Raw genomic sequence first — 25,889 nt, forward strand, 5'->3', positions numbered from 1 at the left:
TTGTCAGACGTGCCGCCGGGCGCCCGCCGCGAGGCCGGCCAGGAAGGCGCCGGCCTCCGGCAGGTCGATCCGGGCCAGCTCGCCGGGGCGGACGACCACGTGCAGTTCGCGGCAGACCAGCCGCTCCCACGAGTGGGTGACGAACGACAACAGGATCAACCGCAGCAGACTGTCCTCGTCGAGGTCGTGCAGCCGGGCGAGTCCCGCGCCGGTCAGCGGCATGGTGACGCGTTCGAGCTGGGCGTGCCGGTGGACGGCGTCCCACAGCCGGTCCAGGCCGAACCACAGGTCGTGCACGCTGGAGGAGGCGACGCAGTCGTTGCCCATCCGGCTGTAGGCGATGGCGAAGACCAGCTCCGGCCGGCCGCCCAGGGCGGCGACGGTCCCGATGGGATACCGGTCCCGCTTGCCCCGCGGCTTGTCCCGTGCGCTCTCCCGCGCCAGCGGAGTCACCCCGTGCAGCGCGGCGGCCAGCTCCGCGTCCAGGCGCCGGGCGTCGCCGTCGTAGCGGCGGGTGAGCAACTGGCCTTGCACACTGCCGTCGTTGATGACGACGCCGTCGTCCACCAGGGTGTCGAAGGTGTCGGTGAACCCCACCACCAGATGGCCCGGCTGCTCGAAGAGGTCGCCCTCCTCGACGACCACCGTCATACCGGGGCGCCGGAACTCCTGCCGCACCGCGGACCGCGGGCGCCCTCGGGCGAGTCCCCAGGCGAGGCACAGGGCGAGGGAGCCGGCCAGGACCGGTCCGGGGCGGGCCACGGTGCCGGGGAAGAGCTGTCCGACGAACTGCACGACGGCCGAGACGGCGCCGAAGGCGGCCAGCACGCTGCCCGCGAACATCCGCCGGCCGCGCCGCGACCCCGGAAGCCGCAGACGGAGGCGGAGGCGCACGGCGCGGTGCGAACCGGACAATCGCATGATTCCCTCCAGGTCGTGTTGGTACGCTGACGCACAGTCACGCGGCGGAGGGGGGCGAGGCGCGTGCAGACCGGCACATCGTGCGTACGCGTGAGCGTCCTGGGCCCCGTGCGGCTGGACGTGAACGGCACTCCGGTACGGCTGACCCCGCTGACGGCCCGGCTGCTGGTGCGGCTGGTCGCCGCCGAGGGCGAGGCCGTGACCGCGCGCCGGCTGTACCAGGACGTCTGGCAGCAGACGGTCGAACTGCCGCGGCAGGAGCTGCGCAACCGCAACGAGGTGCAGAAGCGGATCCTGGAGCTGCGGCGCGCGTTCGACCTCGCCGGGCCGGGGTACGGCGCCCGGATCATCCATACCGGACAGCTGCCGTCCGCGCGTGGCGCCCAGAGCACCTATCGACTCGACCTGAGTGGCCAGGAGTTGGACAGCGCCGAGTTCACCCGTCTGGTCGGCGACGCGCTGCACGCGGCACCCGCCTCGGCCGTACGGCTGCTCACGGACGCGCTGCGGCTGTGGCGGGGCCGGCCGCTGACCGAGGTGGCGGACGAGGAGTTCGCGAGCGCACCGGTTCGACGGCTGACCCGGCTGCGGGAGACCGCGCTGCGGGAGCTGGTCGAAGGGCACACCGCGCTGGGCCGCTACGACCTGGCGCTGCCGGTGGCCGAACAGAGTGCCCGGGAGCGGCCGGACGACCCCGAGGCCGCCGCCGTCCTCGCCCGGCTGAACGCCCGGCTGCGCGAGCGGTACGGCGGTGAGCTGCTGCGGCACACCCTGCGCGGGCTGCGGGTGGACGTGGTCGTGGTGCGCGGTGACCTGTTCGAGCAGGAGGACGCCAATCTGGTCGTGGGGTTCTCCGACACCTTCGACACCTTCGCCGACGACGTCGTGATCAGTCGGGAGAGTGTGCAGGGCCAGCTGGTCGACCGGCTCTTCGAGGGCCGGCACCGGCTCCTCGACGACAAACTGCGGCGCGGCCTGGGTGAGTTCACGCCCTTGTCCACGGAGAGCTTCCGGATGAAACGGCGTGGCCGGCGCGCCCGCTTCCCCATCGGTACGGTGGTGGCGGTGCCGGTCGGCAGACGCCGGGTCTTCGCCGTGGCGTACTCCCGGCTGGGCAACGATCTGCGGGCCCGCTCCGGCCCGGCGGACCTGCGGCTGAGCCTGGAGCGGCTGTGGCCGTCGGTCGCCCTGCACGGCCTGTTCAAGCCGGTGGCGATTCCGCTGATCGGCGCGGGCCTGGCCCGCATCGTCGAGCTCGACCGCACCCAGCTCCTGCTGCTGATCGTCGAGACGTTCACCCAGAGCCTGCGCCAGGACCCCGCCGTCTCCCCGGAGCTGCGCATCGTCCTGCGCGCCGGCGACCTGGGGCGCACGGACCTGTCGGCGGTCGAGGCGTACCTGCGCGGTGTGGACGAACGGGGGCCGGCCGCCCCGCAGGCCACGCCGCACTGACCGCCCGCGGCACGTCGGTCTCCGCACTCCCCCAGCACTCCGCACTCCCCCCGCACTGCGCATTCCCCCAGCAAAGCCCGGCCCCCGCTTCCGCCGGCAGCCACCGACCGCTTCCGGACCGCTTCCGGTGCGGCGGGCACGGCCGGGGTGCAATCCGAAATCCGGGTTCCACAACTCCTCGAATTTGAGGTGCTTTTGAGGAAACTGCTGGTTCCCGGGAATTCCTTGACAGGCCAATAGTGGCACGGCATGCTCATGCCAGCGCAGCCCAGGAAGTGGCCGCCGGACCAGCAGGCCGAACCCGTTCGGCCGCACAGGGGGAATAAGTGAAGAAGAATACACAGCGCGCCGCTGCACTCATTGGCGCCTCCGCGGCCCTCGCCCTTGTGGGCACCACCCAACTGACCGGGGTGGCATTCGCGGCGGAAGGTTCCAGCAAGGTGGCGGCGGGAACGATGCACCCCGACGGGTGCCCGCCGGACCCCGGTTACCGCTTCAGTGCCGTCCAGCACCGGTACAAGGACATGGTGAGCAGCGTCGAGGGTACGAAGGACGAGACCATCGGGATCACCCTCACGCGGGGCGTGACGGTCACGGGGACCGTCACCGGCACGGTGTCCGCGGAGGAAGGGGTCATCTTCGCCAACGCGAAGGAGTCGGTGAGCGTGTCGCTCGCCAAGGCCATCACGGCCCAGGTGTCCTACTCCTCCACCTGGAAGGTCCCCACCAGCGTCGGCTACCTGCACGCGGGGGCCGACGAGAAGAGCATGCACTGGGAGTACGGCTCCGACACCGGTGCCTGCAAGTGGCACGTCGCCCGGCAGGGCACGGCCGTCTTCCCGTACCACGTCCCCACGTTCTGGCACACCTCGTCATGAGGCGGCAGCTGAGCGCGGCCGGGACCGCGGTGCTCCTGCTCGGCCTGGCGGCCTGTTCGTCATCCGGGCATGAGCCGTCCAAGCACGCTTCACCGACCGCGGCCTCTCCTTCCGGCTCCGCTCAGCAGGGCGGCGATCTCGTCGATCCGTCGATATACGGGCAATCCGTTTCCGGGACGAAGACACTTATCAACATTCGCGGAAAAGGCGATTCCTCACCTTCCGTTCCCGGTGCGGGAAAGAGCGGCGATCTGGTAATCGCCGTGAGCTGTTCCGGAAAAGGCCCGCTGAAGGTGGCGGACAAGTCCGGACGGCTTCTGCTCGGCATTGCCACCTGCGAGGGAAGTCCCGGAGCCATCTACAACAGCCGCGGAGCGTTCCGACCGGACGACTCGGCCTTGAAACTGACCACGGACGCGGCTGTCGCCTGGCGCATCGCCGCCTTGCAGGCTCCACACGCATAGCTGCGCAGGGACGGCGAGCTTCTGTGGGGGTGCGGTGAGTTCTCCGCACCCCCACAGCGGGTCATGCGCCGAACCCGGCCTCACCCACGGCCGCCACGAACGACACCCGGGCCGGCAATCAATCGCTCACTCAGCGTAACCCCCGGAACAACCCCACGTGCCCGATCGCTATAACTGCCATGAGCGAATACCGCATCGAGCACGACTCCATGGGCGAGGTCCAGGTCCCGGCGCACGCCAAGTGGCGCGCCCAGACCCAGCGCGCCGTCGAGAACTTCCCCATCTCCGGCCGGCGCATCGAGCGCGCGCACATCGAGGCCCTCGCCCGGATCAAGGGCGCCGCCGCCAAGGTGAACGCGCGGCTCGGGGTGCTCGACAAGGACATCGCCGAGGCGATCCAGGAGGCGGCGGCGGAGGTCGCCCGTGGGGACTGGGACGAGCACTTCCCCGTCGATGTGTTCCAGACCGGCTCCGGCACCTCGTCCAACATGAACACCAACGAGGTCATCGCCACGCTCGCGAGTGAGCGGCTCGGGCGGGACGTGCATCCGAACGACCACGTCAACGCCTCGCAGTCGTCCAACGACGTCTTCCCCTCCTCCATCCACATCGCCGCCACCGCCGCCGTCACCCACGAGCTGATCCCGGCCCTCACCCACCTCGCCGACTCCCTCGCCAGCAAGAGCGAGGAGTTCGCCGATGTCGTGAAGTCCGGGCGGACCCACCTCATGGACGCCACACCCGTGACCCTGGGGCAGGAGTTCGGCGGGTACGCGGCGCAGGTCAGGTACGGCGTCGAGCGGCTCAGCGCCTCCCTGCCCCGGCTCGCCGAGCTGCCGCTGGGCGGGACCGCCGTGGGGACCGGGATCAACACCCCGCCCGGGTTCTCCGCCGCCGTCATCCAGGAGGTCGCCCAGGCCACCGGGCTGCCGCTCACCGAGGCCCGGGACCACTTCGAGGCGCAGGGTGCCCGGGACGGGATCGTGGAGACCAGCGGGCAGCTGAGGACCATCGCCGTCGGGCTGACCAAGATCGCCAACGATCTGCGGTGGATGGCGTCGGGGCCACGCACCGGGCTCGCCGAGATCCGGCTCCCGGATCTGCAGCCCGGGTCGTCCATCATGCCGGGCAAGGTCAACCCGGTCGTACCGGAGGCCGTGTTGATGGTCGCAGCCCAGGTGATCGGCAACGACGCCACCATCACCACCGCCGGCGCCGCAGGGAACTTCGAGCTGAATGTCATGCTTCCGGTCATCGCCAAGAACGTGCTGGAGTCCGTACGGCTGCTCGCCAACGTGGCGCGCCTGCTCGCCGACCGGACCGTCGACGGCATCACCGCCGACCGGCAGCGGGCCCGGGAGTACGCCGAGTCGTCCCCGTCCGTGGTCACCCCGCTCAACAAGTACATCGGCTACGAGGAGGCCGCGAAGGTCGCCAAGAAGTCCCTCGCCGAGCGGAAGACCATCCGTCAGGTCGTCATCGAGAGCGGCTACGTCGAGCGTGGTGACCTGACGCTGGAGCAGCTCGACGAGGCGCTGGATGTCCTCAGGATGACGCGCCCGTAACCGCGAGCGAACCTTTCCGGCCTGCGGCGCGGAACCGTGACCCGCACCGCAGCGTCGCATGTCTACGGCACCTAATATCTGTCCATGACGGACGACGGAGCGATGACACCCACGGCGGCGGCAACTGCGAGCTACTGGACTCCCGGGACCAGGATCCTGTGGCGCTACCGGGAGAACGCCGGCGCCCGCTTCCATATCGCCCGGCCCGTCACCGTCGTACGCGACGACGCGGACCTGCTCGCCGTGTGGCTGGCCCCCGGCACCGAGTGTGTGAAGCCGGTCCTGGCCGACGGCACCCCGGTGCACATGGAGCCGCTGCGGTCCCGCTACACCAAGCCGCGCACGGTGCAGCGGGACCACTGGTTCGGCACCGGTGTGCTGAAGCTCGCCCAGCCCGGCCGGCCCTGGTCGGTGTGGCTGTTCTGGGAGCCGGGCTGGCGGTTCAAGAACTGGTACGTCAATCTGGAGCAGCCGCTGGCCCGTTGGGCGGGCGGAGTGGACTCCGAGGACTACTTCCTGGACATCTCCGTACAGCCGGACCGCAGCTGGCACTGGCGCGACGAGGACGAGTTCGCGCAGGCCCAGCGGGACGGGCTGATGGACGCGCGGACGGCCGAGACGGCACGGGCGGCGGGGCGGGACGCGGTCGAGGCGATCGAGGCCTGGGGGGTGCCGTTCGCGGACGGCTGGCAGCACTGGCGCCCGGATCCGTCCTGGGCGGTACCTTCTCTCCCCGAGGACTGGGACCGTACGCCTGCGCACGTGTCCTCATGAGACCCTTGATGCGCCCCCGGGCAAGAAACGTAGGATCGTCCTCCGCAAACATGTCATCAGGGTCAGTGCGAAGCACTGTCGTTGAGGGGCGGTGGTCGGGTGGCGGGTGCTCGCACATGAGCAACTCCCGGCGCATGCACCGGGTCTGACCGATCGTCATCGAGGGGCGGCAGGACGTGAGCGAGGGGCACCAGGGCAACACGGCCGGCCACACCACCGGCACAGGAACAACCTCTCAGCACGCGGGAATTCCGTTCCTGGGACACGTATTGCGGGTATCGGGATTTCTGCGGGACCAACTGCGCGCCGGGCGCGCAGCCCCGGACGGATGGATGCGACACGCGTGACGGAGCAGCCCACCTCCTACGAGCGCCCCCAGGGCGCCGACCCCGCGGAGGCCCGCGGGGCGCTCTTGCGTACCCCGGACTCCCCCGGCAGCTCCGCCTTACCGGTGCAGGCCCGGGCCGAGGGAGCGTCCTCGGGACCGGGCACGGCCACACCCTGTGGTCAGGGACAGGACGGCAAGGGGACGCAGCCCCCGGTCGGCAAGGGGAAGGAGCCCCCAGTCAACGGCCCCGAGCACTCCCAGCCCGCCGCCGCCGAAGCCGGCGCACACCGCCCGCGCCCGGCGCCGGAGGGCATTCCGCCCCAGCCCGGTGCCGAGCAGGAGCGTTCGCCGGGCGGCCAGGACCGCCGTACCGGACGCGGACTGCCGCCGGGCCGGCCGATGCCGATGCGGCGCGACGGGGACCGGCTGAGGTTCGTGGGCGCGGCCACCCGGCGCATCGCGCGCGGCCTCGATCTGGACGAGATCGTGATGGGGCTGTGCCGGGCGACCGTGCCGACGTTCTCGGACGCGATCCTGGTCTATCTGCGCGACCCGCTGCCGGTCGGCGACGAGCGGCCCACGGGTCCGGTGGTGCTGCGGCTGCGCCGGACCGACCGGATACCGGAGGAGCGGGACACCGACGAGGTGCTGCTGCCGCCGGCCTTCGAGCCGGAGCCGGATGCGAGCGCCCTGGCCGAGCTGTCCTCGCTCACCACCGAGTTGTGCGAGGTGCGTCCCGGCGGCGCGCTGAACGAGGTGCTGCGCGGGGTGCGGCCGGTGTTCGCCGACGCGCCCGCCGCGCGGGCCGCGCTGCCCGAGCTGCTCGGCGACGGCGGTGACGCGCTCGTGCCGTCCGGCCAGCACGCGATCCTCGCCCCCTTGCGCGGCCGGCGCCGGGTGATCGGCGCGGCCCTGTTCCTGCGCCGCCCGGAGCGGCTCGCGTTCGAGGCGGACGACCTGCTGGTCGCGGCGCAGCTGGCGACACACAGCGCGCTCGGCATCGACAAGGCGGTGCTGTACGGCCGGGAGGCCTACATCGCCGACGAGCTGCAGCGCACCATGCTGCCCGAGACCCTGCCCCGCCCGACCGGGGTGCGGCTGGCCTCGCGCTATCTGCCGGCCGCCGAGACCGCGCGGGTCGGCGGCGACTGGTACGACGCGATCCCGCTGCCCGGCAGCCGGGTGGCGCTGGTCGTCGGCGATGTCATGGGGCACTCCATGACCTCGGCGGCGATCATGGGCCAGCTGCGGACGACCGCGCAGACGCTGGCCAACCTGGACCTGCCCCCGCAGGAGGTGCTGCACCACCTGGACGAGCAGGCGCAGCGGCTGGGCACCGACCGCATGGCGACCTGTCTGTACGCCGTCTACGACCCGGTCACGCACCGCATCACGATCGCCAACGCCGGTCATCCGCCGCCGGTGCTGCTGCACCTGGGCGGCCGGGCCGAGGTGCTGCGGGTGCCGCCCGGTGCGCCGATCGGTGTCGGCGGGGTCGACTTCGAGGCGGTCGAGCTGGACGCGCCCGCCGGAGCCACCCTGCTTCTCTACACCGACGGTCTGGTGGAGTCCCGGCTGCGCGACGTCTGGACCGGCATCGAGCAGCTGCGGGAGAAGCTCGCGGCCACCGCCCGGCTGACCGGCCCGGACCATCCGCCGCCGCTGGAAGCGCTGTGCGACGAGGTGCTGGACATGCTCGGGCCGGGCGACCGGGACGACGACATCGCGCTGCTCGCGGCCCGCTTCGACGGGATCGCGCCGAGCGATGTCGCGTACTGGCGGCTGGACCCCGAGGAGACGGCCCCCGGCCAGGCCCGTCGGCTGGCCCGCCGCGCGCTCGCCCGCTGGGACCTGGAGGACCTGACGGACGCGGTGGAGCTGCTGGTCAGCGAGGTCGTGACGAACGCCGTACGGTACACGTCCCGGCCGGTGACGCTCCGGCTGCTGCGCACCGACGTGCTGCGCTGCGAGGTCGGCGACGACGTCCCGCAGCTGCCCCGGCTGCGCCAGGCCCGCGCCGACGACGAGGGCGGGCGCGGCCTGTTCCTGGTCAACAAGCTGGCCCGGCGCTGGGGCGCGACGCGGCTGAGCAACGGCAAGGTGGTCTGGTTCGAGCTGAACCGGGGCTGAGGCGCGGCGCAGGACAGCACAGGACGGCGCAAGGGCGCCCGGGGAAGTCCCCGGGCGCCCTTCGCCTGTGTGCCGCTACTGGCCGGCGTTCTGGCCGCCGCCCGGATTGAGCGGGTCGCCCGTGACGGGGGCCGTCGGCGGCTGCGTCGTCGGCTGTGTGGGAGGCGTGGTCGTCGGCGGCTGCGTGGGCGGCGTGGTCGTCGGCGGCTTGCTGGTCGGCGGCTGCGTGGGCGGTGTGGTCGTCGGCGGCTTGCTGGTCGGCGTCTTCGACGGCGTGTTGGACGGCGTCGAGGGGGTCGTCGGCGTGTAGCTCGGCTGCACCGCCGCGCCCTGCGTGGTGTCCAGGTCGAACTTGCTGACGTCGCCCATCGCCCCGAAGGTGTACGCGGCCCAGATCAGCGCCGGATAGCTGCCGCCGTTGATGCGGCCGCCGCCCGTGGTGATGAGGCCCGTGGCGCCCGTCAGCGGAACCTGGGCGTGGGTCGAGGCGGACTCGCCGAACAGGCCGACCGAGGTGACCAGGCCGGGCGTGTAGCCGGTGAACCAGGCCGACTTGTTGTTGTCGGACGTGCCCGTCTTGCCGGCGACCTGCTGGCCGTTGCGCTCCGGGTTGCTGGCCACCGACTTGTTGGCCGTACCGTCGTCGACCACGCCGGTGAGCACGGAGGTGACCGTGTCGGCGGCGGTCCGGCTGATCACCTGGTCGCCGACCGGGTCCGGGAGGTTGACGGTGCGGTCCTTGTGCTCGGCCGACTTGATGATCGCCGGGGTGACCTTCTTGCCGTGGTTGTCGAGCGTCGCGTAGATGCCGGCCATCTCCATCGGGCTCGCGCCCATGGAGCCGAGCGTCTGTGCGGGGACCGCCTCCATGCCCTTGGTGTCCATGCCGAGCTTGCCGGCGGTGGCCATCACCTTGTCCATGCCCACGTCGACGCCCATCTGCGCGAAGACGGAGTTGACGGACTGGTTCATCGCCGTCTGGACGGTTATGTTGCCGAAGTTCGTGTCGTCCTCGTTCGGCGGGCCGAAGCCGACCTTGCTGCCATGGTCCACGACCTGGCGGCCGCTCGTGCCGTCGTAGATCGTGCTCGCGCCGATCGCCCGGCCGTCCTGCGTCTGGGCGCCCTGGTCCACGGCGGCGGCCAGGATCACCGGCTTGAAGGTGGAGGCGGGCTGGTAGTCGCGGCGGGTCGCGTTGTTGGTGAAGTGCTTGAAGTAGTCCACGCCGCCGTACATGGCGAGGACCTTGCCCGTCTTCGGGTCGACGGACACGGCACCGGGCTGGACGTCGCCGTCGACGGAGCGCTTCTTCGCGTTCAGCTTGCTGGTCAGCTGCTCCGTGACCGCCTGCTCCAGCCGGCGCTGCTTCTTCTTGTCGATGTTGAGCGTGATGGTCCAGCCGCCCTTTTTCACCAGTGCTTCGGCGTCGTTGAGGGTGGCGGCGTCGCCCTGGGCGACGAGCTGCTTGTAGAGGGCCGAGTTGGCCGCGTCCACCAGGTAGCCGGTCTGTCCCTTCATGCCGGGCGCCGCCTTGGGCGCCTTCGGTACCGGGAACTTCATGGCCTGGCGCTTGCCCGCGTCCAGCCATTGCTGCTTGACCATGTTGTCGAGGACGTAGTTCCAGCGGGCCTGCGCCAGTTTCTTGCCCGTGTCGGTCGCGATGCCCCAGTCGTACTGGTTCGGCGCCTGGAGCAGCGCGGCGAGGTAGGCGCCCTCCTCGACCGTGAGGTTCCTGGCGTCCTTGCGGTAGTACGCCTGGGCCGCGGCCTGGATGCCGTAGGCGCCGCGGCCGTAGTAGCTGGTGTTGATGTAGCCCGCGAGGATGTAGTCCTTGGACTTCTGGCGGTCCAGCTTCAGCGAGATGACCAGTTCCTTCAGCTTGCGCGTGACGGTCTGGTTCTGGTCCAGGTAGTAGTTCTTGACGTACTGCTGGGTGATCGTCGAACCGCCCTGGGTGCCGTGCCCCTCCAGGGTGTTGAGGATGCCGCGGGCCGTGCCCCTCAGGTCGACGCCGGAGTCCTGGTAGAAGGTCTTGTTCTCGGCCGCGACGAAGGTGTGCTGGACATCCTTGGGGACTTCGGCGAGGTCGACGCTCTCCCGGTTGAGTTCGCCGGTGCGGGCGAGGATCGTGCCGTCGCTGTACTTGTAGATGTTGCTCTGCAACTGGGCGGCCGCGTTCCCCTCCGGGATGTTGATCGTCATGTACAGCGCGATGAACGCGCCCACGACGAGCAGACAGAGCCCGAAGAAGGTCCCGAGGATCTTCTTCCAGGTGAAGAGCCGGCGTATTCGGCCCTTGGGGGGCTTGGCGCCGGCCGGGGCGGACCGTGAGCCGGTGGCCGCCTGCGCGGGCTGCGAGCGGCGGCGCTTGGGCGCCGCGCGGTGGCCACCGCGCTGTCGCGCTCGTCTCTCTTCCGCTCGTCCCATCGGTCCCTACGCTCACTTCCGTCTCGGGGTCAGCTCCGAAAGCTAACACCCGCCTATATGACAAAGGGCGTCCGATCCGCTCTTTTGCGGACGTGACAATCAGCACCCGCCCCAAGGAAACCGACGGTTCTGGAGGTCACAGGGTTGCTTCGGCACGGAAAGTCTGTCGTTGCGCGGCGACGCCGAGGAGATCACGGGAAGTCCCGCGCAGAGGCGGTCCGCCTGTTTCGGGATCGTGACAATCGGCCCCCACCTGCACCGCGATACACCAGGCCATGATCTACACACGCCGCGTATACACGCCACGTATACACCGTGTGTAGAGTGCTCGGCATGTCCATCGGTCACACCCTTCTAGGGCTCCTGGAGTCCGGCCCGCGGCACGGCTACGACCTGAAGCGGGCCTTCGACGAGACATTCGGTCACGACCGGCCGCTGCACTACGGCCAGGTCTACTCCACGATGTCCCGGCTGCTGAAGCACGGCCTCGTGGAAGTCGACGGGATCGAGGCGGGCGGCGGTCCCGAGCGCAAGCGGTACGCCATCACCGACGCGGGCATCACCGACGTCGAGCGCTGGCTCGCGACCCCGGAGAAGCCCGAGGAGTACCTCCAGTCGACCCTGTACACCAAGGTCGTCCTCGCACTGCTGACCCATCGCGACGCGGCCGACATCCTCGACGGCCAGCGCGCCGAGCACCTGCGCAGCATGCGGATCCTGACCGACCGCAAACGCAAGGGCGACCTCGCGGACCAGCTGATCTGCGACCACGCGCTGTTCCACCTGGAGGCCGATCTGCGCTGGCTGGAGCTGACCGCCGCACGCCTGGACAAGCTCCGTGCGGCGGTGACCCGATGACCGCACCCGCCGGCTCCCTGCTCACCGCCGACAACCTGCGCAAGGCCTACGGCCCCACGGTCGCGCTCGACGGCGCCGAGTTCTCCATCCACCCCGGCGAGGTCGTCGCCGTCATGGGCCCCTCCGGCTCCGGCAAGTCGACGCTGCTGCACTGCCTCGCGGGCATCGTGCCGCCGGACTCCGGGTCCATCGTCTACGACGGCCGGGAACTGGCCGGCATGAACGACGCCGAGCGCAGCGCTCTCAGGCGCTCCGAGTTCGGGTTCGTCTTCCAGTTCGGCCAGCTGGTGCCCGAGTTGACCTGCGTGGAGAACGTGGCGCTGCCGCTGCGGCTGAACGGCACCCCGCGCAAGCAGGCCGAGAAGGCGGCCCTGGGCTGGCTGGAGCGCCTGGAGGTGGACGACCTGAAGGGCAAGCGGCCCGGCGAGGTCTCCGGCGGCCAGGGACAGCGGGTCGCGGTGGCACGGGCGCTGGTCACCGCACCCCGGGTGATCTTCGCCGACGAGCCGACCGGCGCGCTCGACTCCCTCAACGGCGAGCGCGTGATGGAGCTGCTGACCGACGCGGCCCGCTCGGCGGGCGCGGCCGTCGTCCTCGTCACGCACGAGGCCCGGGTGGCCGCCTACTCCGACCGGGAGATCGTCGTACGCGACGGCAAGTCCCGGGACATGGAGCGGATCGTATGACCGCCCGCCTGCATGCCCGTCAATGGGCGCGGGATCTGGGCATGGGCGTCAAGTTCGCCTTCACGGGCGGGCGCGAGGGCCACATCCGGGTGCTGCTGACCGCCGTCGGCGTCGGGCTCGGCGTGGCCCTGCTGCTGCTCACGACCGCGATCCCGAACGCGCTGTCGGTACGGCACGCCCGCGACGACGCGCGCATGGACTACACCTACGGCCCGAACCGGGCGAAGGCCGCGAACACCCTGGTGATCTCCGACGCGGACACGACGTACCACGGCAAGGACGTCCGCGGCCGGCTGGTGCAGCCCGAGGGGCCGCGCGCGCCCCTCGCCCCGGGCCTGTCGGCGTACCCCGCACCGGGCGAGATGGTCGTCTCCCCCGCCCTGAAGGAACTGCTCGGCTCCGCCGACGGCAGACTGCTGCGCGAGCGGCTGCCGTACCGGATCAGCGGGACGATCGGCGAGAGCGGACTGATCGGCTCGCGCGAACTGGCCTACTACGCCGGCGCGACGGACCTCGCGCCGCGCATCGACGGCTCGCGCACCGCCCGGATCACCCAGTACGGGCGCCTGCTGGCGTCGTCGAACACCATGGACCCGGTCCTGATCCTCCTCATCCTGGTCGTCTTCGCGGTGCTGCTCACCCCGGTCGCCGTGTTCATCGCCACGGCCGTACGGTTCGGCGGCGAGCGGCGCGACAGCAGGCTGGCCGCGCTGCGGCTGGTGGGCTCCGACACCCGGATGACCCGGCGGATCGCGGCGGGCGAGGCGCTCGCCGGCTCGCTGGTCGGGCTGGTCTTCGGCACGGTCTTCTTCCTGGTCGGCCGGCAGCTCGCGGGCTCGGTCGAGATCATGGACATCAGCGTCTTCCCCAGCTATCTCAACCCCTCCCCCGCGCTGGCCGCCCTGGTCTCGGTCGCGGTGCCGGCGGCAGCGGTGCTGGTCACGCTGTTCGCGCTGCGCCGGGTGGTCATCGAGCCGCTGGGCGTGGTCCGTACGGCCCGGCCCACGCGCCGCCGGCTGTGGTGGCGGCTGCTGCTGCCGCTGGGCGGGCTGGCCTGCCTCGCGCCGATGATCGGCCAGGGCCGGGAGAACGGCGACTTCAACGCGTACCTGGTGATCGGCGGCGTGCTGCTGCTGCTCATCGGCGTGACCGCGCTGCTGCCGTGGGTCGTGGAGGCCGTGGTGGCCCGGCTCGGGCGCGGCGGGCTGGCCTGGCAACTGGCCGTACGGCGGCTCCAGTTGAGCAGCGGAGCGGCGGCCCGCATGGTGAACGGCATCGCGGTCGCGGTGGCCGGGGCGGTCGCGATGCAGATGCTGTTCGCGGGCGTCCAGGGCGACTACACCAAGAGGACCGGGCGGGACCCGAACCGCGTCCAGATGCAGGTCAATCTGTCGCGGGGCCTCGACTTCGTGCCGTCCGCCGGGAAGTTCGCCGCCACCCGGGGGGTGCGCAAGGCGACCGCGCTCGGCAGCACCGAGCTGGGCGACCGGGACTGGCAGCACGGGCCCAGCGCCACGGCAGCGGTGACCGTCGGCACCTGCGACGCCCTGCGCGAGGTCGCCCGGCTGACCTCTTGCACGGACGGGGACGTGTTCGTGGCCGAGGGCGACGACAACAACGCCGACATGGCCAAGCTCGTCCGGCCGGGCCGCACACTCCAGGTCGACACCAGCAACGGCAGGGGCTACGGCACCAAAGTCCCCTGGACCGTACCCGGCCATCTGAAGCAGGCCACCGCGATCACCGGCCCGAGCGGCACCAAGGACAGCAGTGTGCTGCTGACCCCGGCCGCCGTGCCCGAGCGGATGAGCCGCCTGCTGAACGGGGCGGTCTATCTCTCGGTGGACGAGTCGGTGCCGGACGCGGAGGAGCACGTCCGCAACACCGCGGCGGCGATCGACCCGCTGGCGGACACGATGGTGTGGTCGGCCACCGAGCAGTCCGCGAAGTTCACCTCCATCCGCACCGGTGTCTCCGTCGGCGCGGTCTGTGTCCTGATCCTGATCGGCGCGAGCCTGCTGGTCTCCCAGCTGGAGCAGCTGCGCGAACGCAGGAAGCTCCTGTCGTCCCTCGTCGCCTTCGGCACCCGGCGGCGCACCCTGAGCCTGTCGGTCCTGTGGCAGACGGCGATCCCGGTCGCCCTGGGCCTGCTGCTCGCCTCGGCCGTGGGGCTGACCCTGGGCGCGGTCCTGCTGAAGATGGCCGGCGCGACGATCGGCGTGGACTGGCCGAGCGTGCTGTCCATGACGGGCGCGGGCGCGGGGGTGGTGCTGGCGGTGACACTGCTCAGCCTGCCGCCGTTGCTGAGGCTGATGCGGCCGGACGGGTTGCGGACGGAGTAGGCCGGCTGGGGCGCCCCATAGGGGCGCGGGGCTGTATCAATATGCGGCTCCGCCGCGTGGGCGCGACCAGCCACCACGGACCCGCAGCCGCGCCCCCAGGGAACCACCCTCCCCGGAGCGCTACTCCAGCACCCGCACCGGCAACGGCCGCAAGGCGCCCCGCAAAGCCACGGCCAACTCCTCGTACTCCGCGGAGCGCGCCGCACCCGCCCGCATGGCAAAGGCGACACGACGACTCGGCGCCGGGTCGGCAAAGGACCCGGTGAGCAACTGACTGCTGCGAGCCGTCTCCAGCTTCAGCGCCGTCCGCGGCAGCAGCGTGCAGCCGAGGCCGCCGGCGACGAGCTGGACCAGGGTCGACAGGCCGGCGGCCGTCGTGGTGACCGGGGCGTCCTCGCGGCCGGCCTCCCGACAGATGTCGAGGGCCTGGTCGCGCAGGCAGTGGCCCTCGTCCAGGAGCAGCAGGTTCAGCTCCTTCAGCGCCTCGCGCGGGATGCCCTCACGGCCGCCGAGCCCGTGGTCGAGCGGGGTGACGAGCACGAAGTCCTCGTCGAAGAGCGGGAGTTCGACGACGCCGGGGACGCCGAGCGGGACCGCCAGCAACAGCAGGTCCAGGCGGCCGGAGTGCAGGCCGTCGATCAGGTTGGCGGTCTGCTCCTCGTGCACCTGGAGGTCGAGGTGCGGATAGCGCTCGTGGACCAGCCGCAGCACGGTCGGCAGCAGGTACGGCGCGACCGTGGGGATCACCCCGAGGCGCAGGGCGCCCGTGAACGGCGCCCGGACCGCCTCGGCCTCCTCCAGCAGCGCGCCGACCGCCTCCAGTACCGTCTTCGCCCGCACCGCGAGCCGCTCACCGGCGGGCGAGAGCAGCACCTTGCGCGTCGTACGCTCAAGGAGGGTCACGCCGAGGGTCTCCTCCAGTGCCGAGACCGCACCGGACAGGGCGGGCTGGCTCATCCCGATCGCGGCGGCCGCGTCCCGGAAGTGCAGATGCTCGGCGACGGCGGCGAAGGCACGCAGCTGTGCGAGGCTCGGCTGCCTCCGCTTGCCGTTACTGATGGTCACTGATAACTACCTCCGATCAACATGACCGAGTGTAGCTATTTCACTAATCAATGCACCCTGTGCCACCATCGGCCACGTCCAACCCACACGGGAAGCGCCCTCAAAAGGGGCGCTTCTTCGCTGCAAGGAGAGCGTGTGCTCACTGTCGGTGACAAGTTCCCCGAGTTCGAACTGACCGCCTGCGTCTCGCTGGAGAAGGGCAAGGAGTTCGAGCAGATCCACCACAAGTCCTACGAGGGCAAGTGGCTGGTCGTCTTCGCGTGGCCGAAGGACTTCACCTTCGTCTGCCCGACCGAGATCGCCGCGTTCGGGAAGCTGAACGACGAGTTCGCCGACCGCGACGCCCAGATCCTCGGCTTCTCCGGTGACTCCGAGTTCGTCCACCACGCCTGGCGCAAGGACCACCCGGACCTGACCGACCTGCCGTTCCCGATGATGGCCGACTCCAAGCACGAGCTGATGCGCGACCTGGGCATCGAGGGCGAGGACGGCTTCGCGCAGCGCGCGGTGTTCGTCGTCGACCCGAACCGCGAGATCCAGTTCACCATGGTCACCGCCGGTTCCGTGGGCCGTAACCCCAAGGAGGTCCTGCGGGTCCTGGACGCCCTGCAGACCGACGAGCTGTGCCCGTGCAACTGGAGCAAGGGCGACGACACCCTGGACCCGGTCGCGCTGCTGGCCGGTGAGTGACCGAGATGTCCCTCGACTCCCTGAAGTCCCGCGTCCCGGACTACGCCAAGGACCTGAAGCTCAACCTGGGCTCGGTCATCGGCAACTCCGACTTGCCGGCGCAGCAGCTGTGGGGGACGGTGCTGGCGACCGCCATCGCCTCCCGTTCCCCGATCGTGCTGCGTGAGCTGGAGCCGGAGGCGAAGGCGAACCTGACGCCGGAGGCGTACACCGCGGCGAAGTCCGCGGCCGCCATCATGGCGATGAACAACGTCTTCTACCGGACGCGTCACCTGCTGTCCGACCACGAGTACGGCACCCTGCGCGCGGGCCTGCGGATGAACGTCATCGGCAACCCGGGCGTGGACAAGACCGACTTCGAGCTGTGGTCGTTCGCGGTCTCCGCGATCAACGGCTGTGGCATGTGCCTGGACTCGCACGAGCAGGTGCTGCGCAAGGCCGGCGTGGAGCGCGATGTGATCCAGGAGGCGTTCAAGATCGCCTCCGTGGTCCAGGCCGTCGCCGTCACGCTGGAGGCCGAGGCCGTCCTGGCCGAGTAGGTCCCGCCGCGGACGCCCCCCGCCGTGAAGGCCCCGTTCACTCCGCGTGGACGGGGTCTTCCGCGTTCTCCGCCACGGGCTCGGCCGCCACGGCGGCATCCTGTTGCTGCTGCCGCAGCTCCTCCGAGTACTGCCGCAGATATCCCACCACCGTGTTCGTCACCGCCACCAGCGGTACGGCCACCACGGCGCCGCCGATGCCGGCCACCATGCCGCCGGCCGCCACGGTGAGGACGACCGCCAGCGGGTGGACGCGGACCGCGCGGCCGAGGATGAAGGGCTGCAGGATATGGCCCTCTATCTGCTGGACGGCGAGGACGACCACGAGGGTCATGACGGCGGTGAAGACGCCCTGGGTGACCAGGGCCACGATCACCGCGAGCGCGCCGGAGGCGACCGCGCCGACGAGCGGGATGAACGAGAACAGGAAGATGAAGACGGCCAGCGGGACGGCCATCGGCACGTTCAGGAAGTAGATGCCGACACCGATGAAGGTGGCGTCGATGAGGGCGACCAGGACCGTGCCGCGGACGTAGGCGGTCAGGGTGCGCCAGGCACGCGGGCCGGCCCCGGCCACGCCCGGGCGGGCTGCGGCGGGCACCAGTTTCAGGAACCATTCCCAGATGCGCTTGCCGTCGTAGAGCAGGAACAGCGTCGAGAAGAACACCAGCAGCAGGCCGGTGAGGAAGTCGACGATGACCTGGACGCCCTCCAGACCGAAGGACGTTATCTGGTCGGTGTTGGCGCCGATCGCCTCGCGGAGGTTCTTGGCGATCTGGTTGATCTGCTTGTCGGTGACGTGGAAGGGGCTCTTCAGCAGCCAGTTGCGCAGGTCGTCGATGCCGGACTGGATCTGGTTGGAGAGCGTGTCGGCGTTCTCCATGACCTGCCAGGTCACGAACCAGCCCATCAGACCGATGACGACGAAGCCGCTGATGGCGGTGAGCGCGGTGGCGATGCCGCGCGGCACCCCACGGCGGGTGAGCCGGGCGACGGTCGGCTGGAGCAGCGCGGTGATGAGCAGGGCGATGACGAAGGCGAAGACCACCAGCTGGACCGAGCTGATGACCTTCATCAGGACCCAGACCGTGCCGGCGAGCACCAGCAGCCGCCAGCCCGCCTCGGCGGCGACCCGCACACCCCACGGCACGGCCTCGACGGGGTCGGGGCGGGGGCCGGCCGGCTGGGCGGGTCTGGGGGCGGCCGGCGCGGTGTCGACGGCCGGGGCGGCGGGCGCGGGCCGTTCGGGGTCGGGCAGCGGCGCGTTCGGGTCGGTCTCCTGCTCGACCTCCGCGCGGCGTTCGTCCAGGCGCTCGCTGATCTCGGTGAGTCCGGCACCGAGCTTGCCGAGCCACCCTGGCACTCGCGACATGATCCGCCCTCTTCCCCCGCGTCCCCGCGTGCTCGCCACCTCTCCTCCCCCAGGAGGTATCCGGATACGACCGTACAGGGCGAAAGCCCCTCCCCTAAGGACGGGGAGGGGCTTTGCGAGGTTGAGAGCCGCGGCCGGTCTCAGTAGTTGCCGTTCGCCTGCCAGTAGGTCCAGGCGTCGCAGGGGCTGCCGTACCGCTCGTTCATGTAGCTCAGGCCCCACTTGATCTGGGTGGCCGGGTTGGTCCGCCAGTCGGCGCCCGCGGAGGCCATCTTGCCGGCGGGCAGGGCCTGCACGAGGCCGTAGGCGCCGGAGGAGGCGTTGACCGCCTGGTAGTTCCAGGTGGACTCGCGCGTCACGATGTTGCTGAAGCACTGGTACTGGCCCGCCGGCACGATCTGCCGTGCGATGGCCTGCACCTGCGCCACCGTGTACGAGGACTGCACGGGGAAGATGCCGTCGCCGCCGCCGCTGTCACTGCGGCTGGCCGCCGCCTTCGTCTCGGCGCGCTGCTTGGCTTCGTCCGCCGCCTTCTGGGCGGCAGCCTTCTTCGCGTACGCGGTCTCGGCGGCTGCCTTGCGGGCGGCTGCCTCGGCGTCCTTCTTGGCGCTCGCGTCCGCGGCGATGGCCTGGGCGTCGGCCTGCTGCGTCAGGGACGCGGACTGGACCTGGGCCTGCTGACCCGCGGGTATGTCCGCGAGGAGCGTGGTGTCGGCTGCCGTCGCCTCGGCGTCGTTGTTGTTCTGCGCGACGCTGCCCGAGGCAACTCCGACGACGCTTCCGACGGCGGTGACCGCGGTGGCCGAGGCCACTGCGAATCCCCGGACCGAAATCCGGCTCACACGGTTTCCTTCCAGCATCGCCCGCTTCGGTGACCCTGGCGGACGCAATCGTGCCCCTGGCACTGGCCTCCCAACTGCGGGGTCACGGGAGGCGCGGGCCCGGTGGGCAACTCCCCCTTCAGGGAGCGCCGCGTGGTGCTCGGGCGGCATACGACGAACTCTATGGAGTTGGTGGTGCTTCCGTGGCGCCGTACCGCTGGGGGTACAGCTGTGTCGTATGCGGGGCCTGACAGGAACGAGACTCTGCCGTAACCCGACGCCGCCTGGCAATTCCGAGTTGCGTGTGAAAGCTCACATCCCGTTTGCCCCTGGGGATTTCCGGAAAGCTCTACATGCCGAGGCGCCGCCCGGCTAGGCTCTTGGCCTTTGCCGGACGGCGCCAACTGCTGTGCGGGACGGGTCAGATGTGACCGTCCTCCAGCATTTCGGTCACAAGCGCGGCAATCTGGGACCTCTCGGACCGCGTCAGCGTGACATGGGCGAAGAGCGGATGCCCCTTCAGCTTCTCCACGACGGCGACCACACCGTCGTAGCGGCCGACCCGCAGATTGTCCCTTTGCGCCACATCATGGGTCAGAACGACCCGTGAATTGGCGCCGATCCGGGACAGAACGGTCAGCAGGACGTTCCGTTCCAGCGACTGCGCCTCGTCCACGATCACGAACGCGTCGTGCAGGGAGCGGCCCCGGATGTGGGTCAGGGGCAGCACCTCCAGCATCCCGCGCGCGGTGACCTCCTCGATGACCTCGCGGCTGGTGACCGCCGACAGCGTGTCGAAGACGGCCTGCGCCCACGGGCTCATCTTCTCCGCCTCGCTGCCCGGCAGATAGCCCAACTCCTGCCCGCCGACCGCGTACAGCGGCCGGAAGACCATCACCTTCTGGTGCTGGCGGCGCTCCAGGACCGCCTCCAGGCCCGCGCACAGCGCCAGCGCCGACTTGCCGGTGCCGGCCCGGCCGCCCATCGAGACGATGCCGACGTCCGGGTCGAGCAGCAGATCGAGGGCGATGCGCTGCTCGGCGCTGCGGCCCTTGATGCCGAACGCCTCCCGGTCGCCGCGCACCAGACGGACGTTGCCCTCGGCGGTCACCCGGCCGAGCGCCTTGCCGCGCTCGGACTGGATGGTCAGGCCCGTGTGCACCGGAAGCTCCGAGGCCTCCGGGACATACACATGGCCTTCCTCGAAGAGGATGTCCACCTGCTCGGCGGAGAGCGCCAGTTCGGACATTCCGGTCCAGCCGGAGTTCTCCGTGATGGCGAGTTCGGCCCGGTACTCCTCGGCGAGGAGGCCCACGGACGAGGCCTTGATCCTGAGCGGGAGGTCCTTCGACACGACGGTGACGTCGTACCCCTCGGCCTGCAGATTGCGGGCCACCGCGAGGATGCGGGAGTCGTTGTCCCCCAGGCGGTAGCCGGTGGGCAGCACGCTGGGGTCCGAGTGGTTGAGCTCGACACGGACGGTCCCGCCCAGCTCCCCGATCGGGATGGGGGCGTCGAGGCGACCGTTCTTCACCCGGTAGTCGTCCAGCAGGCGCAGCGCCTGGCGGGCGAAGTAGCCGAGTTCGGGATGGTGCCGCTTGGCCTCCAGCTCCGTGACCACCACGATGGGGAGCACGACCTCGTGCTCGTCGAAGCGGGTCAGGGCGTTCGGGTCGGCCAGCAGGACGCTGGTGTCGAGAACATAGGTGCGCCGGTCTGGCTTGTGGCGCTTTGTGCTGGTCACCACGGAAGGACGTACCCCCTCGGATGAGGTCGGGGAGCGACGAGGCGGAAGCTGGGCCGGGAGGGCGGGAAAAGACCCGCCCGGGAGGGCGGGAATGACCAGGCCGGTCGCCGGCCCTCGCACGCGGCGGGCCGTGAACCGGCCCTCCGCGGCTGCTTCCGTGCGGTGACCACACGGTCGGGCTGGTGCAAAGGGCCTCCCGGGCGGACGGCCCCGAGCCGCCCGCTGAGAACCGACACCCGTGGTTCGGGTGTCGACCTGCTTGGCTTATGCCCTCGAACATGCGCCGCCATGCAAATGTGGCCAACAGCGCGCCGGTGAACTCCTGGTTACGGCTCCGCGAACCGGCGCACATGGCGACGCTCCGTCACCGGGTGGCGACGGGGCGTGTGACGAAGCGCGGGCCGGGTCAGCCGCCGTAACGGCGGTGACGTGCGGCGTAGTCGCGCAGTGCGCGCAGGAAGTCGACTTTCCGGAACGCCGGCCAGAAGACCTCGCAGAAGTAGTACTCCGAGTGAGCGGTCTGCCAGAGCATGAATCCGGACAGCCGCTGTTCGCCGCTGGTGCGGATGACGAGGTCCGGGTCGGGCTGGTCGCTGGTGTAGAGATGACGGCCGATCATGTCGATGTCGACGGACTCGGCGAGCTCCAGCATGGGCACGCCCCGGTCGTGCGCGTCGAACATCATGGAGCGCACGGCGTCGGCGATCTCCTGCCGGCCGCCGTAGCCGATGGCCACGTTGACCAGTATTCCGTCGATGTCGGCGGTGGCCTCCTCGGCCTCCTTCAGCGCGATCCGCATGGGATGGGGCAGCAGATCGGGCGTGCCGACATGGTGCACCCGCCAGCGGCCGTCGGCGGCGAGGGTGCGCACGACGTCCTCGATGATGCCGAGCAGCGGGACGAGTTCCTCCTGCGGCCGTTCGAAGTTGTCCGTGGACAGCAGCCACAGGGTGACGACCTCGACGTCGGTCTCGGTGCACCAGCCGAGGAACTCCTCGATCTTCTCGGCGCCGGCCCGGTGGCCGTGGACCGTGGTCGAGCCGGACGCCTTCGCCCAGCGCCGGTTGCCGTCCATGATGACGCCGATGTGCTTGGGCACCTGAGTGTGGTCCAGGTGGCCTTCCACCCGGCGTGCGTAGAGCCTGACGAGCAGGCTGCGCAGGTTGTCGCGCAGGTTCACGTGGCCCTCCGGGGGATTGGCGGGGGATAGCGGGTTCCGGAGCCGTTGAGCCTACCGTTGCTAGAGGCTTGCTAGCGGCCCGGGGGTTGGGGGCGGGGGTTCGTGCGGGGAGGGTCGGGGGTTCGTGCGGATTCGTCTTCGGCACCACGCCCGCCGGGTCGGGAGCGGCCCCCTTTGGGCTGGGACGGCTGAACCGTACGGAGAGGTTCCGGAACCCCGACAGAGAAAACGGGCCGGTCCGTGGGGGGGAGACGGACCGGCCCGAGGGGGGGTTTCCACCATAACCCTTCGTAAGGGTTGGTGGGTGCATCGGCGTCAAACAACTACTCTCCGAAATCGTCCGGCGACGCCCCGATGGCTGCGGAAGGCTGGATTCAGGGGTGAATCATGGCCGATTCACAGCTGAATCCCAGGGAAATCCGGTCAGCTACGAGCGGATTCGAAAGGTTTCGGAAGATTTCGGAAGGTTTACGCCAACTTGAGTACTCTGCGGCGAGTTGCCCGGAGGTCCCCCGATGGGCTAACGGACCGGCGAACGGCGACTTGACGGTTCCGCTACGGCACCGAGGAATGATCGAACGATCTCACAGCACCGCGCAGCCCCCTCCACTGCGCGGTGCCGGCCGCGCAGCTTTGCTCACGCGAATTACCTTGGTCTGAACTTACGTGACAGGTGGGGCTGATGTGAACCCAGACTGATAACGATGTGAAAACCTCAGGCAAACTCCGGATGAACAAAGCCCGTTTGCGCCCTGTCTGCCGGATTCGTCAGCGGGCCGGCGTACGGGCCTGCGTAGGGGTCGGCTTAAGGCCCTGCGTAGGGGTCGGCTTACCGGCCCTGCGTAGGGGTCGGCTTACCGGCCCTGCGTAGGGGTCGGCTTGCGGGCGTCGAAAAGATGCCGGGCGCTGTGCGCGACGAACGGGCCCTCCCGCTCGATCCGCTCGTGCAGCGCGCGGAGTTGGGGCTCGTACGCCTCCACCGTGAAGTCCGGGACCATCCACACCACCTTGCGCAGGAAATGGACGACCGCGGCGATGTCGTGGAACTCCATCCGCAGCCGCTCCGCCCGCAGCGCGACGACCTCCAGGCCCGCCGCCTCGGCGTCGGCCCGCTCGCCCTCGGGATCCCGGCCGGCGCGCACCTCGGCCGACAGCGGCCCGAGGAAGTGCTCGACGAGTTCGAAGACGCTGGCCGGCCCGACGTGCTGGGCGAAATACGTCCCGCCGGGGCACAGCACCCGCGCGATCTCCGTCCAGTACGGGCGCACCGGGTGCCGGCTGAGCACCAGGTCGAAGGCCTCGTCGGCGAACGGCAGCGGCGCGTCGTCCGGGGCGGCGACCACCACCACACCGCGCGGCCGCAAGCGCGCGGTGGCCTTCGCGACGTTCGGCGCCCAGCCCTCCGCGCGGCGACCAGCACCGGCCGGTCCGGCTCGGCACGGCTCAGCGCGAAGTCCAGCACCTCACCGCCACCGGTCTGGATGTCGAGCGCGGCCTCCGCCCCGCCCAGCCGCTCCCCTGCCTTCGCGGCATACCCCCACGAGGGCCGCTCCTCGGTGGCCCGCCCCTCGAACCAGGAGAAGTCCCACCCCTCGGTCGGTACGGCGGCCCCCTCGGCCACGAGGTCCTCGAAGGAACGGTTCACTGCCATGCCCTCATGATCGCAGTCCGCTGTCGGAGGGGCCTGCTAATTTCCGCCCGTATGACGACACCTGTGACGCCTTACACCGCTGCGGAGAAGCAGACCCTGCACGCGAGTCTCGACCGGCACCGGGACGCGGTGCTGTGGAAGCTGGAAGGCCTCGACGACGAGCAGCTGCGCCGGCCGATGACACCGACCGGCACCAACCTGCTGGGCCTGGTGAAACATCTGGCCTCGGTCGAGTACGGCTGGTTCGTGGAGACGTTCGGGGGCGAGGCGGAACCCCTGTGGTTCGACCCGTACGACGACCTGCGCATCACCCCCGACGAGTCGACGGACCAGATCCTCGCCTTCTACGGCCGTGCCCGCGCCGCCGCCGACGCGATGATCACCGAGCTGCCGCTGGCCGCCCAGGGCCGCCCTTCCTGGCACGACATCACCGTCAGCCTGCGCTGGACCCTGGTCCACATGATCGAGGAGACCGCGCGGCACGCAGGGCACATGGACATCCTGCGGGAACTGATCGACGGCAGGACCGGGGACCATCGTCCGGTCACGGGCACAGGTACGGGCTGACCATGACGTACGCCGCCTCGGCGGTCGGCGCGTCGAGCAGCCCGGCGTCCAGCAGCCGCCGGGCCGATGGTCATGGGCGGGAGCCGCGCGGCACCAGGGGCCGGACCTCCTTGGCAGCGAACCGCACGAACCCCTCCGGGTCGGGCTCGTCGCCGGTCGGCTGCAGTACGACGGTGTCGGCACCGGCGTCGGCGAGCCGTCGTACCGCCTCGGCCACGACGGCGGCGTCGCCGGCGACCCCGAGGTCCGGTACCGACTCCAGCCCCTCGGCGGTGAGTTCGGCCCGCAGCCGGGCCTCGGCGCCGGCTCCCGTCGCGGTCAGCAGATAGACGACGACCTTGTGCGGCTCACCGTCCCGCCGGGCCTCCCGCTGCCCCTCCTCGATCAGCCGCCGTGCCTGCCGTACGCCGTCCGGCGCAGTGGCGGCGGTGAGGACGGTGCCGTCGGCCCTCGCGCCGGAGAGCCGCAGGGTACGCGGCCCGGTGGCACCGGTGAGGACGGGTACGGCCGACTCCGGCGGCCAGTCGAGGGCGACGCCGTCGAGCGAGACGTACCGGCCCCGCACGCTGAGCCGATCACCCCTCAACAGGGCGCGCAGGGCATCGAGATGCTCACCGAGGAGGGTGAGCGGAGAGACGGCGCGCGCGCCGACTTGTCCCATCCAGTCCTGGACGCCGTGCCCGACGACGAGGGTGGCGCGGCCGGGAAACATACGGTGCAGGGTGGCTGCCTCCATGGCGGTGAGGCCACGTTCCTGAGAGGCACGGGCAGCAGTCCGACGCCGACGCGCACCCGCTCGGTCCACGCGAGCGCCGCTGCTGCGGTGGAGATCCCGCCCTCCCGGAAGCAGTCCTCCCACAGCCACAGCTCGTCGAGCCCCGCCTCGTCCGCGGCACGGGCGACGGCCCGCAACCGCTCGGGAGGAAGCTGGGGACGGAAGACGGCACCGAGATCAGTCATGTCGGCCTTCCTAGTGGGGAGGAAGGGAAACGGCAACGTGTTTAAGAATCAGGCGCGTTGGGTGTGCCGAGCGGGAGGGCGGGGCGACGATGGGCCGACGACGCTGGCGGGACGGACGGGGCAGCCTGATCGTGGGCGCGGACGCGGACACCGAGGGGCCGGGCACGTCCGTCCCCCTGGAGATCGCGACGTCTTACCGGGCCCGCACGAGGGGCTTGCTGGGCCGGGACGGGATCGATGGTGCGATGCTGCTGTCCCCGGCGAGCGGGGTGCACACGTTCGGGATGCGCATCCCGATCGACGTCGCCTTTCTGGACCGCCGCCTGACCGTGGTGGCCGTGCGCACGATGCCCCCTGGCCGCCTGGGCCTGCCCCGGCTCCGGGCGCGGCATGTGCTGGAGGCGGAGGCGGGGGCGATGGGGGGGTGGGGGGTGCGGGCGGGGGTACGGGTGACGGTCGAGACGGCGTAGAC

General features: G+C 70.7%; 20 protein-coding genes and 2 pseudogenes. 13 read left to right on the plus strand and 9 right to left on the minus strand.

Features of this window, described 5'->3' with window-relative positions:
- Window positions 1-3: 3 nt before the first annotated feature.
- Complete coding sequence (locus tag LE548_RS22060) at window positions 4-921, minus strand: macro domain-containing protein (RefSeq protein WP_225098647.1); 918 nt, start codon at window positions 919-921, stop codon at window positions 4-6.
- Between the two features lie 90 nt (window positions 922-1,011).
- On the opposite strand from LE548_RS22060, the gene LE548_RS22065 reads away from it, so the two are divergent.
- From LE548_RS22065 to LE548_RS22090, 6 genes are all read left to right on the plus strand, one after another.
- Window positions 1,012-2,373, plus strand: a complete 1,362-nt coding sequence (locus LE548_RS22065) for a macro domain-containing protein (protein ID WP_225098648.1) — start codon at window positions 1,012-1,014, stop codon at window positions 2,371-2,373.
- A 326-nt stretch (window positions 2,374-2,699) separates the two neighbouring features.
- Window positions 2,700-3,251 carry a hypothetical protein gene (locus LE548_RS22070; RefSeq protein ID WP_225098649.1) on the plus strand — a complete coding sequence of 184 codons (552 nt, stop codon included), beginning with the start codon at window positions 2,700-2,702 and terminating at the stop codon, window positions 3,249-3,251.
- Complete coding sequence (locus LE548_RS22075) at window positions 3,248-3,715, plus strand: hypothetical protein (RefSeq protein ID WP_225098650.1); 468 nt, start codon at window positions 3,248-3,250, stop codon at window positions 3,713-3,715. The genes LE548_RS22070 and LE548_RS22075 overlap by 4 nt, the downstream gene beginning before the upstream one ends.
- A gap of 179 nt (window positions 3,716-3,894) precedes the next feature.
- Entirely contained in the window at window positions 3,895-5,280 is a 1,386-nt protein-coding gene (locus LE548_RS22080) for an aspartate ammonia-lyase (protein ID WP_225098651.1), read from the plus strand.
- Between the two features lie 84 nt (window positions 5,281-5,364).
- Window positions 5,365-6,054, plus strand: a complete 690-nt coding sequence (locus LE548_RS22085) for a DUF402 domain-containing protein (protein ID WP_225098652.1) — start codon at window positions 5,365-5,367, stop codon at window positions 6,052-6,054.
- Between the two features lie 343 nt (window positions 6,055-6,397).
- The gene (locus LE548_RS22090; RefSeq protein WP_225098653.1) at window positions 6,398-8,512 is read left to right on the plus strand and encodes a SpoIIE family protein phosphatase; all 2,115 of its coding nucleotides are present in this window, start codon (window positions 6,398-6,400) and stop codon (window positions 8,510-8,512) included.
- Window positions 8,513-8,587: 75 nt separating this feature from the next.
- Here the strand turns inward: LE548_RS22090 and LE548_RS22095 are convergent, their stop codons facing one another.
- The gene (locus LE548_RS22095; protein WP_225098654.1) at window positions 8,588-10,939 is read right to left on the minus strand and encodes a transglycosylase domain-containing protein; all 2,352 of its coding nucleotides are present in this window, start codon (window positions 10,937-10,939) and stop codon (window positions 8,588-8,590) included.
- A 333-nt stretch (window positions 10,940-11,272) separates the two neighbouring features.
- Between LE548_RS22095 and LE548_RS22100 the strand changes: the two genes are divergently transcribed.
- From LE548_RS22100 to LE548_RS22110, 3 genes are read left to right on the plus strand one after another with little or no spacing between them, the layout of a single operon-like run.
- Window positions 11,273-11,797 (plus strand): PadR family transcriptional regulator, encoded by a 525-nt coding sequence (locus LE548_RS22100; protein WP_225098655.1) that lies wholly within the window; start codon window positions 11,273-11,275, stop codon window positions 11,795-11,797.
- Entirely contained in the window at window positions 11,794-12,483 is a 690-nt protein-coding gene (locus LE548_RS22105) for an ABC transporter ATP-binding protein (protein WP_225098656.1), read from the plus strand. Before LE548_RS22100 ends, LE548_RS22105 begins: the two co-directional genes overlap by 4 nt.
- A gap of 8 nt (window positions 12,484-12,491) precedes the next feature.
- Window positions 12,492-14,825 (plus strand): FtsX-like permease family protein, encoded by a 2,334-nt coding sequence (locus tag LE548_RS22110; RefSeq protein ID WP_225098757.1) that lies wholly within the window; start codon window positions 12,492-12,494, stop codon window positions 14,823-14,825.
- 120 nt (window positions 14,826-14,945) lie between these two features.
- Here LE548_RS22110 and LE548_RS22115 read toward each other — a convergent pair whose 3' ends face one another.
- On the minus strand, window positions 14,946-15,890 hold the full coding sequence (locus tag LE548_RS22115; protein ID WP_225098657.1) for a LysR substrate-binding domain-containing protein: 945 nt from the start codon (window positions 15,888-15,890) through the stop codon (window positions 14,946-14,948).
- A 135-nt stretch (window positions 15,891-16,025) separates the two neighbouring features.
- Here LE548_RS22115 and LE548_RS22120 point away from each other — a divergent pair, with 135 nt between their 5' ends.
- Window positions 16,026-16,580: a peroxiredoxin gene (locus tag LE548_RS22120; protein WP_225098658.1), complete on the plus strand. Its 555-nt coding sequence runs from the start codon at window positions 16,026-16,028 to the stop codon at window positions 16,578-16,580.
- Between the two features lie 5 nt (window positions 16,581-16,585).
- Window positions 16,586-17,119 (plus strand): alkyl hydroperoxide reductase, encoded by a 534-nt coding sequence (locus tag LE548_RS22125; protein WP_225098659.1) that lies wholly within the window; start codon window positions 16,586-16,588, stop codon window positions 17,117-17,119.
- Between the two features lie 37 nt (window positions 17,120-17,156).
- On the opposite strand, the gene LE548_RS22130 is transcribed toward LE548_RS22125, so the two are convergent.
- From LE548_RS22130 to LE548_RS22150, 5 genes and pseudogenes are all read right to left on the minus strand, one after another.
- Window positions 17,157-18,491, minus strand: coding sequence for an AI-2E family transporter (locus tag LE548_RS22130; RefSeq protein ID WP_225098660.1), 1,335 nt, complete (start codon window positions 18,489-18,491; stop codon window positions 17,157-17,159).
- A gap of 140 nt (window positions 18,492-18,631) precedes the next feature.
- The gene (locus LE548_RS22135) at window positions 18,632-19,333 is read right to left on the minus strand and encodes a transglycosylase SLT domain-containing protein (protein WP_225098661.1); all 702 of its coding nucleotides are present in this window, start codon (window positions 19,331-19,333) and stop codon (window positions 18,632-18,634) included.
- A gap of 400 nt (window positions 19,334-19,733) precedes the next feature.
- A complete protein-coding gene (locus LE548_RS22140; protein ID WP_225098662.1) occupies window positions 19,734-21,059 on the minus strand; it encodes a PhoH family protein in 1,326 nt (441 codons plus the stop codon).
- Window positions 21,060-21,465: 406 nt separating this feature from the next.
- Complete coding sequence (locus LE548_RS22145; protein WP_225098663.1) at window positions 21,466-22,239, minus strand: isoprenyl transferase; 774 nt, start codon at window positions 22,237-22,239, stop codon at window positions 21,466-21,468.
- A gap of 854 nt (window positions 22,240-23,093) precedes the next feature.
- Window positions 23,094-23,890, minus strand: a pseudogene (locus LE548_RS22150) (class I SAM-dependent methyltransferase).
- A 51-nt stretch (window positions 23,891-23,941) separates the two neighbouring features.
- Between LE548_RS22150 and LE548_RS22155 the strand changes: the two are divergent.
- Complete coding sequence (locus LE548_RS22155; RefSeq protein ID WP_225098664.1) at window positions 23,942-24,457, plus strand: DinB family protein; 516 nt, start codon at window positions 23,942-23,944, stop codon at window positions 24,455-24,457.
- A 70-nt stretch (window positions 24,458-24,527) separates the two neighbouring features.
- Here LE548_RS22155 and LE548_RS22160 read toward each other — a convergent pair.
- Window positions 24,528-25,417: pseudogene (locus LE548_RS22160) on the minus strand (LLM class flavin-dependent oxidoreductase).
- Window positions 25,418-25,506: 89 nt separating this feature from the next.
- Between LE548_RS22160 and LE548_RS22165 the strand changes: the two are divergent.
- On the plus strand, window positions 25,507-25,887 hold the full coding sequence (locus LE548_RS22165) for a DUF192 domain-containing protein (RefSeq protein ID WP_225098665.1): 381 nt from the start codon (window positions 25,507-25,509) through the stop codon (window positions 25,885-25,887).
- The last annotated feature ends 2 nt before the right edge of the window (window positions 25,888-25,889 follow it).

Source organism: Streptomyces sp. CoH27, assembly GCF_020181035.1.
In the GTDB taxonomy this organism is placed as follows: domain Bacteria; phylum Actinomycetota; class Actinomycetes; order Streptomycetales; family Streptomycetaceae; genus Streptomyces; species Streptomyces camelliae.

Coding starts and splice junctions, on each gene's coding strand:
- LE548_RS22060 (WP_225098647.1), bottom strand. CDS start 921: ATGCGATTGTCCGGTTCGCACCGCGCCGTGCGCCTCCGCCTCCGTCTG.
- LE548_RS22075 (WP_225098650.1), top strand. CDS start 3,248: ATGAGGCGGCAGCTGAGCGCGGCCGGGACCGCGGTGCTCCTGCTCGGC.
- LE548_RS22080 (WP_225098651.1), top strand. CDS start 3,895: ATGAGCGAATACCGCATCGAGCACGACTCCATGGGCGAGGTCCAGGTC.
- LE548_RS22085 (WP_225098652.1), top strand. CDS start 5,365: ATGACGGACGACGGAGCGATGACACCCACGGCGGCGGCAACTGCGAGC.
- LE548_RS22095 (WP_225098654.1), bottom strand. CDS start 10,939: ATGGGACGAGCGGAAGAGAGACGAGCGCGACAGCGCGGTGGCCACCGC.
- LE548_RS22100 (WP_225098655.1), top strand. CDS start 11,273: ATGTCCATCGGTCACACCCTTCTAGGGCTCCTGGAGTCCGGCCCGCGG.
- LE548_RS22105 (WP_225098656.1), top strand. CDS start 11,794: ATGACCGCACCCGCCGGCTCCCTGCTCACCGCCGACAACCTGCGCAAG.
- LE548_RS22125 (WP_225098659.1), top strand. CDS start 16,586: ATGTCCCTCGACTCCCTGAAGTCCCGCGTCCCGGACTACGCCAAGGAC.
- LE548_RS22130 (WP_225098660.1), bottom strand. CDS start 18,491: ATGTCGCGAGTGCCAGGGTGGCTCGGCAAGCTCGGTGCCGGACTCACC.
- LE548_RS22155 (WP_225098664.1), top strand. CDS start 23,942: ATGACGACACCTGTGACGCCTTACACCGCTGCGGAGAAGCAGACCCTG.
- LE548_RS22165 (WP_225098665.1), top strand. CDS start 25,507: ATGGGCCGACGACGCTGGCGGGACGGACGGGGCAGCCTGATCGTGGGC.